We start from the raw sequence: 14,143 nt of genomic DNA, 5'->3' as shown, positions 1-14,143 counted from the left end.
GCCACCACAGCCCCGCCCGAGGGGGCCATTTCTGGCTGATTACGGCTGGATCTTCCCGGCGAAGATGTCCCGCGCGTCCGGCAGCCGCACGTTCACCGGCGCCCCGAACCCGTAAAGCAGCGTCGTCGAGGCGACCGCCACGGGCCGGCCACGGTTGACGTAGCTGAACTGCTGGCGGACCTTGCACAGTCGCCCCGCTTCGTCGAGGTACGCGTCGAAGGGCACCGCCCCCGTGGAGAACCCTTTCGCCACCTTCGCGGGCAATGCGGCACTGCCCCGGTAGTGGCGCACCTTCACCCCGGCGAGTTCCTCGTCGCCGACGTAGTTCACGCCGTGGGCGCCGCGCAGGAGTTCGGCGGCCGTGTACGGGTCGGTGACGCCGCCCGTGACCAGGTTGCCGTCGGCGAGGGTGGCGGTGTCGACCCGTACCCACTTGTCGGCGGGCACCCCCGCGCCCCGGTTCTTCATGTAGAGCGCGCCGGGCGCGAGGAGCTCGGTGATCGGGCGGCGCTCGTCCGCCCCGGCCGCGTCCTTGGGCAGCACCACCGTCAACTGCCCCGTCCTGCGCCGGAAGTCGTACGTGCCCTGGCCGCGGATCGTCACCCGGGTGCCCCCGGTGGCCATCTCCATGGAGGTGGTGGCCTGCGAAGTCCCCGCCGCCACCAGGCGGTCGGCCGCCATCCGCACCATCGCCGCCGGGTCGGCCTGGGCGCCGCCCGCGACCTCCACGTCGTCCGCGCCGCATCCGGCGACGGTCGCGATCACCCCGCCCACCAGCGCGGCGGCCGCGATCGCACCCGCTCGTCCGGCTCCGTGCCGTTGCACCACCATCGTCGCCAAACCCCCAACGCCCACTGGCCTAGCCCGCACTCCTAACGACTCCGGTACGGCCCCCGTCACGCCCGCAGTACGGTGGTGAGGTGCCCCACCAGACCACCATCACGGAACGCGGCAGCTTCGCGATCGCCCGTTGCTCCTGCGGCTGGACGGGCCCGGCCCGCCGCAGCCGTGACCGGGCCCGCACCGACGCCCGGGCCCACAACCCCCAGCTCTCGACCGACCCCGCCCACTGAGTCCCGGCGCCCGGGGCGCGGCTCCCGGTTCGGGAGCGGGCGGGGCGGGCAATAGCCAGCGCAGCGCCCCACACGCCCCCGGGAGCCCCTCATGCGCCGCCGCACCCTCCTGACCGCAGCCGCCACCGCGTTCACCGCGACCGCCTGCGACGGCACCGGCAAGCACACGCCCCGGCCCAGCGCCACCCCCTCCCGCAGCCCCTCCGCGTCGGCGCCCGCGGACTGGAACGCGCTGGCCCACTCCCTGGAGGGCAAGCTGGTGCGCCCCGGGGACGCCGACTACGCCACCGCCCGCCAGCTCTACAACACCCGCTACGACGACCAGAAGCCGGACGCCGTCGCCTACGTGGCCCACGAGGCGGACGTACAGGAGTGCCTGGCCTACGCCCGCGCCCACCGCACCCCGCTCGCCGTCCGCAGCGGCGGCCACGACTACGCGGGCTGGTCCTCGGGCACCGGCCGCCTCGTCGTCGACGTGTCGCGGCTGAACGGCGTGGCGGGGGACGGCACCGTGGGCGCGGGGGCCCGGCTCGTCGACGTCTACACGGGCCTCGCCAAGAACGGCCGCGCCATCCCGGGCGGCTCGTGCCCCACCGTCGCCGTCTCGGGCCTGACCCTGGGCGGCGGACACGGCGTCACGGCCCGCGCGTACGGGCTGACCTGCGACAGCCTGACCTCCGCGACCCTCGTCACGGCCGACGGCCGGAGTCTGACCGCGAACGACCAGCAGAACGCGGACCTCTTCTGGGCCCTGCGCGGCGCGGGCAACGGCAACTTCGGGGTGGTCACGAGCCTCACCTTCCGTACGCACGAGGCTCCGCGGGGCGTGACCGCGTACCTGACCTGGCCCTGGCGGCAGGCGCAGGGCGTGATCGAGGCCTGGCAGGCGTGGGGGCCGGACCAGGCGGACGAGATCTGGTCCGCCGCCCATGTGGCGGGCGCGGCGGGCGGCGCCGCCCCGACCGTCAACGTGGCGGCGTTCTCGATCGGTTCGTACGACGACCTGCAGAACGCGCTCGACCGCCTCGCCGACCGCGCGGGCGCCCCCGCCTCCTCGGTGTCCCTGCACCGCACCGGCTTCCAGGACGCGATGCTCCTGTACGCGGGGTGCGCCACGTTCGGCCAGGACCAGTGCCACCTGCCGGGCCGCACTCCCGGCCGCTCCCCGCAAGGAGTGCTCCAGCGCGAGACGTACGCCGCGAGGTCCGACTTCTTCACCGAGGCGCTCCCGTCAGCCGGAGTACGCCAACTCCTCACCCGGGCCGAGGAGTTCACCCGTATCGCGGCGGCGGACAACGGGGGCGGCGGCACCGTGGTGCTCACCGCGCTCGGCGGCGCGATCAACCGGGTCGCACCGGACGCCACCGCCTTCGTGCACCGCACCTCGCGGGTGCTCGTCCAGTACATCGCGTCCTGGCGGCCTGGCACCTCGGGGGCGACGCAGCAGGCCTGGCTCGCCCGGACGCACGAGGCGATGCGCCCGTACGCGTCGGGCGCCGCCTACCAGAACTACCCGGACCCGTCCCTCGCCGACTGGCGTACGGCCTACTACGGTTCGGCCGCGCCACGCCTTGCGGAGCTCAAGAAGCGGTACGACCCGGCCCGGCTCTTCGACTTCCCGCAAGCTCTCTGACGGCCGGTCAGGCCGCGAGGTCGCGCTCCTCGGGCCCCGGGTGCTCGACCGGGCCGCCGGCCGCGGCCGGAACCACCGTCAGCGCTTTGCGCGAGTGCACCAGGCGGCCGAGCCGCGGCGAGCGGGCGACGGCCGCGACCAGCGGGGTGAGCAGCATCTGGGCGAGCGGGGCGAGCAGCAGCGCGACGGCGGTGCCGAGCGCGAACCCGCCCACGACGTCGGTCGGGTAGTGCACGCCCATGTAGACCCGGCAGAACCCCTCGAACAGGGCGAGGCCGAGGGCGACGAGGCCGAACTTCCGGTTGGCCACGAAGAGTCCGGCCGCCAGCGCCATGGCGAGGGTGGCGTGGTCGCTGACGAACGAGAAGTCGGTCTTCCCCTCGACCAGGACGTCGAGGCCCTTGTGGTCGAGGAAGGGCCTCGGGCGGTGCACGAAGCCCCGGATCGGGATGTTGACCAGGACGGCGATCCCAGCGGCCAGCGGGCCCCACACGATCCCGGCCACGGACGTGACCGCCGACTGGCGGTCCTCCCCGCGCCGCACGGTCCACCAGCACCACAGCACGACGAGCACCAGGCCGAGCAGGATCCCGTACTCCCCGACGAACGCCATGGCGCGGTCGAACCAGGACGGGGCGTCCTTGGCGAGTCCGTTGATGTCGTAGAGCACGCTGACATCGGGATTCGCTCCGTCGAATGCGAGTCCAGCCATGCTGCGGCCCCTTGCCTTGATCCGTCCTGCTACCAACCCCCGTGGTCAGTACGTACATCAATCACTGTCCAGGGAACGCCCTCCACGGCCGCCGCGTTCCACTCTCCACCGAATGATCACGACGACGTTATCGAAGAGTGACTCATCGTCGCAGCTCAGGGCCTTGGCTTCACGGAGAGTTCCAGCCACTGGGTGGACTTTTTCAAGCCCCCGGTTTGAAGCTGGGCAGCGCCGCCGCGCCGTCCTTGGTGACCCGGGTCGCGCCGAAGTAGTCGGGCGCGTCGATCTTGTCGAAGCGGATGACGGCACCGGTGTAGGGCGCGTTGATCATGTACCCGCCACCGACGTACAGGCCGACGTGGTGGATGGCCCGCGAGTTGCTGAGGTCGGTCGAGAAGAACACCAGGTCCCCGGGGAGCAGTTCGTTGCGGGCGGGGTGCGGGCCGGCGTTGTACTGGTCGTTGGCGACGCGCGGCAGCGTGATCCCGACGCTCTGGTACGCGGCCTGCGTAAGCCCCGAGCAGTCGAACCGCCCCCCTTGCTCGGGCGTCCCCTCCCCGCCCCAGAGGTACGGCGTGCCCAGCTTCTGCTGCGCGTAGTAGATGGCCCCGGCCGCCTGCTGGGAGGGCTGCACCCGGCCCACGGGCGCGGCGAAGCTCTTCGCAAGCGAGCGGATGGTCTTCACGTAGCCCTGGGTCTCCGCGTACGGAGGGACGCCCTTGTACTTGATGACCGCGTACGCGCCCGCGTTGTACGCCGCCAGCATGTTGTCGCTCGCGTCGCCCGGCACGTCCTTGACGTATTTGGCCAATTCACAGTCGTACGAGGCTGCTGACGGAATGGCATCCGCCGGGTCCCAGATGTCCCGTTTGCCGTCACCGTTGCCGTCGATGCCGTGGCTCGCCCAGGTGTCGGGCATGAACTGGGCGATGCCCTGCGCGTTGACGGGGCTCACGGCATTGGGCTTCCAGCCGCTCTCCGAGTAGAGCTGGGCGGCGAGCATCGCCGGGTTGAGACTGGGACAGAGGTTGCCCCACTTCTGCACGAGGGGCTGGTAGACGGCCGGGACGGCGCCCTTGGCCAGCCCGACCGCCCCGCCCGCCTTCGAAGCCAGCCCGGCGGCGGCCGAGTACGTACCGACCACGAGCAGCGCGACGAAGCTCAGGCACACCCCGAACCCGACCCCGCCGATCACCCAGACTCTGCGCACCCCTCAACCCTCCCCCATCAAGGCCGGGTTCACCGCCACTTCGCCCGCACTCGTGTCGGGGCCATGCTCATCCGGCCATGAATCCGTCGCACCGGGCCCGGATCACCCCGTACGACACCGCATCCACCGGGCCCGTCCCCGAAGGGCGGCCGCCCGGTCGCCGCGCACGCGATCGCCGCCCCCGGCGCGAACGCCGAGCGGCGGGGATGTCCAGCATGATCAAGGAAGGAGGCAGGCGCACGCAATCGTCTGACTCGTCGGCTGGGCGGCCTGCTGACCGGACGTCAGCGGCGTACTGCTGGCGACGGGTTGGGGGCTGATGGCCGCCATCGGCGCCGAAGGCTTCGGATCGCCCGCCGACTCCGCCAGCTTGAACAGCGACTTGGTGTGCTGCCCGAAGACGATGCTGTACGAGACGTCGGGGTCGTCGCCGCCGAACTCGTACCCGCCGATCACCCCCGCGACCGCCCCGCCCGCCACGACCCACGGGCTGCCGCTGGTGCCGCCCGGGAAGTCGGGGCAGTCGACGCGCTGCTGGGTGTCGCCGTACGCGATGGACGTGTTCGTGCAGACCTGCGGGGCCTCGGTGTCGCCCGGGTAGCCGGTGATGGTCACGGACTGCCCGGTCGTGCGGCCCGCGAACAGCGGCGCGGCGCCCACCACGTCCTCCACCTTCTTGCCGCCGTCCGAACCGGGCCCGAGCACCGCGAAGGCCACGTCGCTGTCCTGGTCGCCGTCCTCGTTCCAGCTGTCGTCCGCGTACACCGACTGCACCGGCCAGGTCCCGTACGGCGCCGAACCGTCCCGGTAGGCGGGCACGAACACCGCCTTGCCGTCCTCCGACTCGTCCGGGGGAAGGCAGTGCGCGGCGGTGACGATGAGGTCGTGGCCCGAGCTGTGCACCACCGATGCGGTGCAGTAGTGCCCGCCGTCGAGGTCCCCCTTGAACAGGGCGCCCACCCGGGCGTTGGCCGCCGTGGCCGGTGCCGCCTCGGTCAGATTCCTGGACGCCACGTCATGGTCCCCGTACGCGGGTATGACCAGCAGCACCGCCGCGGCCGAGAGCGCGCTGAACCGTCCGCGCCTGGATGCGAACTTCATCCCGGAGATGCCAGTGCGCTTCATACGGTGCGTCTCCTGGTGGTCGGCGGGCCTGCTTGCTGACTACTGCGAACACTCTGACTCTCGCGGGCCCCGCTGAGAACGACCATGAACCTTTTCTGAGAAGTTTCTATGAAGCGGCCCGTCGCCTGGGCACCCGTACCCGGACCGCCGACACGACAAGCGGCCCAAGGGTGTAACAACGACAGTCATTGCCCGGAGTCACCCTGCGTGATACACAGAGTGACCATACGCGTTTCCCGCATACAACCGGTTCACCGCAGGTCAGGGCGGTGCGACCGGCACTGGCGTGCGGGGGCGGGTAAAGAGAGGCGCCAAGGCGTCCTACTCCGCCGGTTTCATCAGCGAAGATAGAACCTGACCCATGCCATGGGGCAGGGGCTTCGAACTACCCGACAGGGGCGGTGAGTTACATGTACCTGGCAGCCGGAAAAGGCGACATCACCACCATCATCGGCGGAATCGCCCCCAACTGGGGGCCGTTCGGGACGCTCGGCAACGAGGCCCGCATCATGGTGGAGGTGGTGATGGCGGTCGCCATCCTTCTCTGCCTCGGCATCGCGGTATGGGGTGCGGCCAAACAGCGGATCGGAGCGACGGCGCTGCGCGACACGTTCAGCGCCGAGCAGGGCAAGGGCCTGATCGTGGCGGGCCTGACCGGAGTCTTCATCATCGGCTCACTCGGCACGCTCTTCACCATCGTGTACGGGATGGCCGTCTGACCTCACGTCAGCCGATCCGCTCCCCTCTTTCTGTTCTTCTGTCCCCCTCACACCACCCGTCCGTCGTGCCCAACGGCAGAGGTTGCGTCTCCCTGATGTCGAGTCATTACACCGCGCCCGCGCGGGTACCAGCACGGCTACCGTCGTACTACGCGGAACCGCCAACGGTCGAGGGGGCGCAGGCATGAGTTTCGACGACGAGCCGGGCCACGGCGGGGGTGCCCCGGGCCCGGGCGACGACCGCTTCAGCACGCTCGGCGGCACCCGCCAGACCCGCACCCGCCTCCCGGAAGGCTCCGGCGACAGCTACGGCGGCACCCGCCGCCCCCCGCGCAACAGCCGCTCGCTCGTCATGGTGGTGGGCGTCGTGGTCCTGCTGGTGGCCGCGATCGCCTTCGCGAACCGGGGCGGCGACTCCGGCGCCTCGGCGGACGGCCAGAACGCGAAGAAGCCGGACGGCCAGTCGACGGCGGCCACCGGCACGAAGCCGGTACCGGGCAAACAATCCGGCATCGCCTCCGGCTTCCCCCAGAACGAGCAGGGGGCACAGTCGGCTGCCGTCAACTACCTGGTGGCGCTGGGCTCCGACGGCATGTACAGCACGAACCGCCGTCACGAAATCGTGGGCACGGTGTACGCCCCGGATGTCGCGGCGGCCCGGCAGAGCGACCTCGACAAGGCCTACTCCGGCAAGGATTTCCTGACCCGCATCGGCCTCAACCCGGACGGCACGGCGCCCGCTGGGCAGACGTTCATCTCCCGGTTCAACCCGGTCGGCTCCAAGGCGGACAAGTTCGACGGTGCCACCGCGACCGTGTCGGTCTGGTACTCGGCACTGTTCGGGATGGCTGGTGAGGGCTCCAAGAACCCAGTGTCGGAGAGCTGGTTCACGAACACGTTCCAGCTCAAGTGGACCGGCGGGGACTGGAAGATCACCGACTTTACGCAGAAGGACGGCCCGGCACCCGTCGGCCGTGACCAGGCCGCCGCTCCCGCCAAGGACATGTCCGACGCCGTGGAGCAGTACGGAGGGTTCACGTATGCCCGGTAAGCCGCCCCACCGCGCCTTCTCGATCGCCGCCGCGTTCACGGCCGTCCAGACGGCGGCCATCCTGCTCGCGACCAGGGCGTACGCTGCCCCGACTCCCACTCCGAGCGGGTCACCGGGCAGCAGTCCGAGCCCGAGCCCGAGCAACAACGCCTGCGACCTCATTCGTGGCCCCGCCAGGGACTACTGCGAATCCGGTTCCAGCAAGGGCGGAGCCACCCCGCCACCCGATACCCAATCCGCCGACCCCCTGACCTCCCTGGCGAAGGGCTGTGCCGACGCGGCCGCCTGGATCGTCGGCAAGCTCTCCGACGCGGTGAAGTCGACGGCGACGGTCGACTTCACCAACCCCAGCTTCCGCACCCAGTACGCCGTGGTCTTCGCCGCCGCGACCTTCCTCACCCTCGTCCTGTGGCTCTTGGCCGTGGCCAAACGGGCCATCCGCGGGGTGCCGCTGTCGACGGCGATCTCGGAGGCCGTCGGCTTCCTGTGGCTGACGGTCCTCGCCTCCGCGTTCACGCCGCTGATCCTCTACACCGTCGTATCGGCGACCGACGCCGTCACGGAGGCCATCGCGAACGCGACCGGCAACCAGTCGGACGTGTTCTTCGGGTCGTTCTCGGCCGCGCTCAAGAAGGGCACGGACATCGGCGGCGGGCCGATCATGCTGATCGTCGTCGCGCTCGTCTCGATCCTGGCCGCGGGCGTCCTCTTCCTCGAACTGGTCATCCGCGCCGCCCTGTTGTACGTCGGCGCGCTGCTCGGCACCGTCGTGTACGCGGGGCTCGTCGACAAGAACATGTGGGGCCACGTACGCCGCTGGGCGGGCATCATGATCGCCGTGATCATGGTGAAACCGGTCATCGTGATCGTGCTCGGGCTCGCCGGGGCGCTCTCTTCCGGCAAGGGCCCGGACTCGTTCTCGGCAGTCGTCTCGGGCCTGGCCATCATCCTGCTCGCGATCTTCGCCTCGGCGATGATCTACCGCTTCGTGCCCGGCTTCGGCGACGAGATCGCCTCCGCCCGCACCAACCGCAAGCAGGCCACCGACGGCTCCCAGGCCGCCGCCCTCATCTCCTCGCCCGCCGCCCTCGTCTCCCAGGGCATCAAGACCCACAGCGGACGGGGCAACCAGGGGGGCGGAGCCACCCAGGCGCGCCCCGCGAACGCCGTGTCCGGCGGCATGTCCGCCCACAGCAGCCGGGGCTCCGGCGGCGGGGTCGGCGGCGGAACTGTCCCCTCCGCCGCACCCACGCCGCGCAGCGGCTCCGCTCCCACGTCGGGCACGCCGCACACTCACCGCCGCAACACAGGTAACAAGAACACTGGAGGTGGAGGGCGTTGACGACCCAGTCCCAGCCGGTCGCGCCCCGCCGTACGTATCTGATCGGCCGTGCCCGGCCGTCGGCCGTCGTCGGCAAGAACCGCGAGACCGGCGAGATCGTACTGATCATCGGCGGCGCCTTCCTCGGCATGATGTGCGGGCTGCTCGTCCCCGTCCTGTCCCTGCGGATCGTGCTCCTGATGGGCTTCCCGTTCCTGGCGCTCGCCGCGGTGTACCTGCCGTACAAGCACCGCACGTTCTACAAGTGGTTCGAGATCAACCGCAGTTACAAGCGGTCGCTCCGGCGCGGCACCGCCTTCCGCTCGGGGGCGCCCGAGGCCGGGGTGCGGCTCGACGGGCGCGAGGTCGAGGTCGGGCCGCCGCCCGGCATCGGCCACATCAACTGGCTCGCGGCTCCCTTCGGTCCCGACGAGATCGCGGTCCTGCTGCACGCCGACCGGCGTACCGTGACGGCCGCGATCGAGATCGAGGGACCGGGCGTCGGCCTGCGCGACAGTGAGGACCAGGAAGCCCTGGTCGACCGTTTCGGCACGCTACTCAAGCACGTCGCCAACGGCGACGGCTTCGTGACGAGGCTCCAGATGCTGGCCCGCACCCTGCCCGCCGACCCCGACGCGCACGCCAAGGACGTCGCCCAGCGCGGCGACAAGAACGCCCCGGCCTGGCTCCAGGAGTCGTACGAGCAGCTCCAGTCCATGGTGTCCACCTCCAGCGAGCAGCACCGCGCCTACCTCGTGGCCTGCATGCAGTACAGCCGCGAGCTCGCCGCCGAGGCCCACGCCATGGCCCGCGCCGCCAACCCCCACGGCCGCAAGCTCGACCGCGACGCCGGCCTCGCGGTCGTCATGGCCCGCGAACTGACCGACATCTGCGCCCGGTTGGCGGAGGCCGACATCCGGGTACGCCAGCCGCTCGGCCAGAGCCGTCTCGCCTCGCTCGTGCACTCCATGTACGACCCGGACCACCCCATCGACCACATCCAGGCCATGACCAAGCGCAACGCCTGGCCCGCCGAGCTCGACGCCGTGGAGCCCACCTACCTCCAGGCCAAGACCCGCGAGTCCTCGACGCGGGCCCCCTGGTGCCACGCCACGGCGTGGGTGAAGGAGTGGCCGATGACCCCGGTCGGCGTCAACTTCCTGGCCCCGCTGCTCGTCCACACGCCGGACGTGATCCGCACGGTGGCGGTCTGCATGGACCTCGAACCCACCGAGGTCGCGATCGAGCGCATGCTCACCGAGAAGACCAACGACGAGGCGGAGGCGTCCCGCGCGGCCAAGATGAACCGCACGGTCGACCCGCGCGACATCGCCGCCCACGGCCGCCTCGACCAGCGCGGCGAGGACCTCGCGAGCGGGGCCGCCGGCGTCAACCTGGTCGGCTACATCACGGTGTCCTCGCGCTCGCCGGAGGCCCTGGCCCGCGACAAGCGGACCATCAGGGCCTCCGCCGGCAAGTCGTACCTGAAGCTGGAGTGGTGCGACCGCGAGCACCATCGGGCCTTCGTCAACACCTTGCCGTTCGCGACCGGCATCCGCCGCTAGTTGAGAGGCAGTACCCGCCATGCGAGATCCGCTGTCTCTCGTCACCGACGCCTTCACCGCCCTGCTCTTCGGCAAGGTGGAGACCACCCGCCTTCCCGTCCGCACCTCCACGGGCCAGGCCCAGGCCGTCTACCTGCCGACCGCCGCCCCCGGCCTCGGCGACTCCGGCGTGATCATCGGGCGCGAGGTGTACAGCGGCAAGGGCTACATCTACGACCCGTTCCAGCTGTACGGACAGCAGCTCCCGGCCCCGCACTGGCTGGTCCTCGGCGAGTCCGGCAACGGCAAGTCGGCCCTGGAGAAGACCTATGTGCTGCGGCAGTTGAGGTTCCGCGACCGGCAGGTGGTCGTGCTCGACGCCCAGGGCGAGGACGGCGTCGGCGAATGGAACCTCATCGCGCGCGAGCTGGGGATAACTCCCATCCGGCTCGACCCGATGACCGCGATGGACGGCGGCATCCGGCTCAACCCACTGGACCCGGCGATCACCACGACCGGCCAGCTCGCCCTGCTTCGAACGATCATCGAAGTCGCGATGGGTCACGGCCTGGACGAACGATCGGGTTTCGCTCTCAAGGTCGCGCACGCCTACGTCAACGGGACGATCACGGACCGCCAGCCGGTCCTGACCGACATCGTCGAGCAACTCCGCCACCCCGAGGCCGAGTCGGCCGAGGCGATGAACGTCGACATAGACGACGTACGGGCCTGGGGCCTGGACGTCGCCCTGGTGCTCGACCGTCTGGTCGACGGCGACCTGCGCGGCATGTTCGACGGCCCGACCACGGTGGGCATCGACCTGGACGCGCCCCTGATCGTCTTCGACCTTTCGCACATCGACCGCAACTCGATCGCGATGCCGATCCTGATGGCGATCGTGGGCGTCTGGCTGGAGCACACCTGGATCCGCCCCGACCGGAAGAAGCGCATCTTCCTGGTCGAGGAGGCCTGGCACATCATCAACAGCCCCTTCGTGGCCCAGCTCTTCCAGCGCCTCCTGAAGTTCGGCCGACGTCTCGGCCTGTCCTTCGTGGCGGTGGTCCACCACCTCTCCGACGTCGTGGACGGAGCGGCGGCGAGGGAAGCGGCGGCGATCCTCAAGATGGCCTCGACCAGGACGATCTACGCCCAGAAGGCCGACGAGGCCAGGGCGACGGGCCGCGTCCTCGGCCTGCCCCGCTGGGCGGTCGAGATCATCCCCACCCTCACCCCGGGCATCGCCGTCTGGGACGTCAACGGCAACGTCCAGGTCGTCAAACACCTGATCACGGAACGCGAACGGCCGCTGGTCTTCACCGACCGCGCCATGACCGAGTCCGCCGCCACGGACGACATCCTGGCCTCGGAGCTGGACTCCCAGCTCGAATCGGAGGCGGAACGCCGCGCCGCGCTCATCGAACAGCAACTGTCCGGCTCGTCCGAGTCCACGGTGGCCTGACGTGAGCGGAACCGGCACACCGAGAGGCGACCAGCGCGGCATCCCGGACGGACTCCTGATCGGCCTGCTGGCCTTCCTGCTTGGCCTCACGGTCCTGGTGTGGACGGCCACGGGTCTGGCGGGCCTCTTCACCCAGGGGGCCTGGCCCCCCGGCGTATCGTTCACGCACAGCCCGATGGCCCTGCGCTCCCTGGTGACCGCCCCCCACGACCTGCCGGCCGCCTGGCCCGACACCCCGCCGACCGCTCTCTCGGGCTACGGCCTCTTCTGGGGCCTCCTGATCGGCGAACTCCTCGTCCTGATCGTCCTGACGATCTTCGCCCTGGGCACGTTCACCCGCTGGCGAGCGGTGCGATCGAGAGCGAAGCACGCGCCGAGCCGGGTCGCGGGTGCCTCCCCTGAACTCCCCTCGCCCGTGGGCGTCGACGAACGTTCCGCGGGGCTGCTGGGGCCTCCCCCGGCCGAGCGAAGCCGAGACCTCGGGGAAGAGCGGACACAGCGGGCACCCGCCGGAGCCCCGCTCGCCGCTCCCGCGCAGCCGGTCGCACCCAGCCCCGCACCACCGCAAGAACACCCGCACCCCGCGCCCGTGAGCGAGCCCGCCCCCGCCACGTGGGAACAGCTCCCCGCCCCCCGGGCGGAACAGCAGGCCCCCCGCCTCCTCTTCGGCGCCCCGGAAGCGAGAAGACCCACCGCCCTCCAGGCGATCCAGGACGCGGAGGGCCCGGCCCTGGTGGTCACCTCGGACCCCGTCCTGTGGGCGGAGACGAAGGACGCCCGGGCAAAGCTCGGCCCCGTACACGTCTACGACCCGACCCACCGCTGCGACACCCCCGCCAGGCTGCACTGGTCCCCCACCGCCGGCTGCGAAGACCCCGACACCGCCGCCGCGCGGGCCGCCGCGCTCCTGGCCCCGGTCCGCCCGCAGGCCCGCGTGGACGCCGCCATGGCGGACACCGCGGAAACCCTCCTGCGCTGCTGGCTGCACGCCGCCGCCCTGGAGAGCCGCGACGGCAAGGCCATGAAGCAGCTGCACCGCTGGTCACAGGGGACGTCCGCCCAGGAGGCGGTACGCATCCTCCGCACCCACCCCAAGGCCCAGAGCGGCGGCGCCGGGCTCCTGGAGTCCGCCCTCACCGCCTACCCCGAACGCCGGGAAATCGCCCAGCAGTTGACGGCCCGGGCTCTGGCCTGTCTCTCCTCGATCCATATCCGCGACGCCTGCAACCCGAACCGAGCGGATTCGCTCGCGCTGGAATCATTTGTGAACGAGGGGGGCACCCTTTATGTGGTGGGTGAAGCGATCGAGGACCCCCGGTCCCATCCCGCCGCGATGCCCCTGCTCACGGCACTCGCCTCAGACGTGGTCGAGCGCGGCCGCCGCATGGCCGAACGGTCATCTGACGGTCGCCTCGACCCACCAATGACACTCGTCCTGGACGACGTCGCGGCCGTGGCCCCGCTGCCCAGGCTCCCCGAGCTGCTGTCGACCGGCCAGAACCTGGGCATGCCCACCCTGGCCCTGCTCCGCTCCCCCGAACAGGCCCGGGCCCGCTGGACCGAGACCCTCGCCTGACTGACGCCGGTACGCTCCCGTACGGCTACGGCCGGACGATCTCCATCTCCAGGTCGTAGAAACCGTCCCCGGACAGCAACGCGGTGACCCCGGTCGGCACGAAGCCGGCCTTGCGGTAGAAGCCCTGGGCGCGCGGGTTGTTCTCGTGCACGAAGAGCCGTACCCGGTGCAGGCGCGGCTCCGGCAGCGCCCAGGCCCATTCCAGTGCGGCCGCGAAGAGCCGCTCGGTCAGCCCGACCCCGCGGTGCCCGGGCCGTACGAACACGCCCACGAGGTGGGCCTGCGGTGCGGCGATCCTGTTCCCGAACACGTCGTCATCACCCTCGGCCTCGACCAGCACCACCACCTGGCCGGCCCACTCCCCGTCGGGCCCCTCAGCGATGAACTGCCGGACGGAACCCTCCTGTTGTGAAGCCCCGGCCGCCCGCTCCTGCCAGTACGCATCGGGCCGGGCGACCGCGCTTTCGTACGTGTCGAGAAAGGCGACGGGTGCTGCGGGGTCCAGCAACGAGGCAAGCCGGAGCTCTTTGACCTTGAGCCATTCATCGGCCCGCACGGGGCGTATGACGTGTTCCATGGAGGGATACTGCCACAACGCGAAAAAGCCCCGCACCGTGACCTGTATTCCTACAGATCCGGTGCGGGGCTTTCCCCACAATTTGTTCGGCGGCGTCCTACTCTCCCACAGGGTCCCCCCTGCAGTACCATCGGCGCTGAAAG

The 14,143-nt window shown here is 70.9% G+C and carries 13 protein-coding genes; 8 read left to right on the top strand and 5 right to left on the bottom strand.

Translation table 11 applies throughout. From position 1 onward, the window contains the following. Positions 1-39: 39 nt before the first annotated feature. The gene (locus tag DT019_RS24210) at positions 40-831 is read right to left on the bottom strand and encodes a hypothetical protein (protein ID WP_114039181.1); all 792 of its coding nucleotides are present in this window, start codon (positions 829-831) and stop codon (positions 40-42) included. A gap of 89 nt (positions 832-920) precedes the next feature. Between DT019_RS24210 and DT019_RS39730 the strand changes: the two genes are divergently transcribed. Both DT019_RS39730 and DT019_RS24205 read left to right on the top strand, forming a co-directional pair. Next, entirely contained in the window at positions 921-1,073 is a 153-nt protein-coding gene (locus tag DT019_RS39730) for a hypothetical protein (protein ID WP_189389890.1), read from the top strand. 91 nt (positions 1,074-1,164) lie between these two features. Then, positions 1,165-2,706 (top strand): FAD-binding oxidoreductase, encoded by a 1,542-nt coding sequence (locus DT019_RS24205; RefSeq protein WP_114039008.1) that lies wholly within the window; start codon positions 1,165-1,167, stop codon positions 2,704-2,706. Positions 2,707-2,713: 7 nt separating this feature from the next. Here DT019_RS24205 and DT019_RS24200 read toward each other — a convergent pair whose 3' ends face one another. The 3 genes from DT019_RS24200 to DT019_RS24190 all read right to left on the bottom strand — a co-directional run bounded on the left by DT019_RS24200 (position 2,714) and on the right by DT019_RS24190 (position 5,753). Continuing rightward, positions 2,714-3,418, bottom strand: coding sequence for a phosphatase PAP2 family protein (locus tag DT019_RS24200; RefSeq protein ID WP_114039007.1), 705 nt, complete (start codon positions 3,416-3,418; stop codon positions 2,714-2,716). Between the two features lie 202 nt (positions 3,419-3,620). Continuing rightward, positions 3,621-4,613: a bifunctional lytic transglycosylase/C40 family peptidase gene (locus DT019_RS24195; protein ID WP_114039180.1), complete on the bottom strand. Its 993-nt coding sequence runs from the start codon at positions 4,611-4,613 to the stop codon at positions 3,621-3,623. A gap of 234 nt (positions 4,614-4,847) precedes the next feature. Then, positions 4,848-5,753: a trypsin-like serine peptidase gene (locus tag DT019_RS24190; protein ID WP_114039006.1), complete on the bottom strand. Its 906-nt coding sequence runs from the start codon at positions 5,751-5,753 to the stop codon at positions 4,848-4,850. Between the two features lie 410 nt (positions 5,754-6,163). Between DT019_RS24190 and DT019_RS24185 the strand changes: the two genes are divergently transcribed. The 6 genes from DT019_RS24185 (at position 6,164) to DT019_RS24160 (ending at position 13,423) form a co-directional block, all read left to right on the top strand. Further along, positions 6,164-6,472, top strand: coding sequence for a hypothetical protein (locus tag DT019_RS24185; protein WP_053729027.1), 309 nt, complete (start codon positions 6,164-6,166; stop codon positions 6,470-6,472). Between the two features lie 184 nt (positions 6,473-6,656). Beyond that, complete coding sequence (locus DT019_RS24180; RefSeq protein ID WP_114039005.1) at positions 6,657-7,523, top strand: hypothetical protein; 867 nt, start codon at positions 6,657-6,659, stop codon at positions 7,521-7,523. Then, positions 7,513-8,865, top strand: coding sequence for a hypothetical protein (locus DT019_RS24175; protein WP_189389888.1), 1,353 nt, complete (start codon positions 7,513-7,515; stop codon positions 8,863-8,865). Before DT019_RS24180 ends, DT019_RS24175 begins: the two co-directional genes overlap by 11 nt. Further along, on the top strand, positions 8,862-10,409 hold the full coding sequence (locus DT019_RS24170) for an SCO6880 family protein (RefSeq protein ID WP_114039004.1): 1,548 nt from the start codon (positions 8,862-8,864) through the stop codon (positions 10,407-10,409). Before DT019_RS24175 ends, DT019_RS24170 begins: the two co-directional genes overlap by 4 nt. A 19-nt stretch (positions 10,410-10,428) precedes the next feature. Next, entirely contained in the window at positions 10,429-11,847 is a 1,419-nt protein-coding gene (locus DT019_RS24165) for an ATP-binding protein (RefSeq protein WP_114039003.1), read from the top strand. Between the two features lies 1 nt (position 11,848). After that, positions 11,849-13,423, top strand: coding sequence for a type IV secretory system conjugative DNA transfer family protein (locus DT019_RS24160; protein ID WP_114039002.1), 1,575 nt, complete (start codon positions 11,849-11,851; stop codon positions 13,421-13,423). 25 nt (positions 13,424-13,448) lie between these two features. On the opposite strand, the gene DT019_RS24155 is transcribed toward DT019_RS24160, so the two are convergent. Continuing rightward, positions 13,449-14,000 (bottom strand): GNAT family N-acetyltransferase, encoded by a 552-nt coding sequence (locus DT019_RS24155; protein ID WP_114039178.1) that lies wholly within the window; start codon positions 13,998-14,000, stop codon positions 13,449-13,451. Positions 14,001-14,143 lie beyond the last annotated feature (143 nt).

Origin of the sequence: Streptomyces sp. SDr-06 (assembly GCF_003324565.1) — a bacterium.
In the GTDB taxonomy this organism is placed as follows: Bacteria; Actinomycetota; Actinomycetes; order Streptomycetales; family Streptomycetaceae; genus Streptomyces.
The sequence above is the reverse complement of the archived record's forward strand: the minus strand, read 5'-3'. Positions and strand labels throughout refer to the sequence as shown.

Excerpts from the sequence above, each read along its gene's own strand:
- DT019_RS24210 (WP_114039181.1), bottom strand. The coding sequence starts at position 831 with ATGGTGGTGCAACGGCACGGAGCCGGACGAGCGGGTGCGATCGCGGCC.
- DT019_RS24205 (WP_114039008.1), top strand. The coding sequence starts at position 1,165 with ATGCGCCGCCGCACCCTCCTGACCGCAGCCGCCACCGCGTTCACCGCG.
- DT019_RS24200 (WP_114039007.1), bottom strand. The coding sequence starts at position 3,418 with ATGGCTGGACTCGCATTCGACGGAGCGAATCCCGATGTCAGCGTGCTC.
- DT019_RS24190 (WP_114039006.1), bottom strand. The coding sequence starts at position 5,753 with ATGAAGCGCACTGGCATCTCCGGGATGAAGTTCGCATCCAGGCGCGGA.
- DT019_RS24185 (WP_053729027.1), top strand. The coding sequence starts at position 6,164 with ATGTACCTGGCAGCCGGAAAAGGCGACATCACCACCATCATCGGCGGA.
- DT019_RS24180 (WP_114039005.1), top strand. The coding sequence starts at position 6,657 with ATGAGTTTCGACGACGAGCCGGGCCACGGCGGGGGTGCCCCGGGCCCG.
- DT019_RS24175 (WP_189389888.1), top strand. The coding sequence starts at position 7,513 with ATGCCCGGTAAGCCGCCCCACCGCGCCTTCTCGATCGCCGCCGCGTTC.
- DT019_RS24165 (WP_114039003.1), top strand. The coding sequence starts at position 10,429 with ATGCGAGATCCGCTGTCTCTCGTCACCGACGCCTTCACCGCCCTGCTC.
- DT019_RS24155 (WP_114039178.1), bottom strand. The coding sequence starts at position 14,000 with ATGGAACACGTCATACGCCCCGTGCGGGCCGATGAATGGCTCAAGGTC.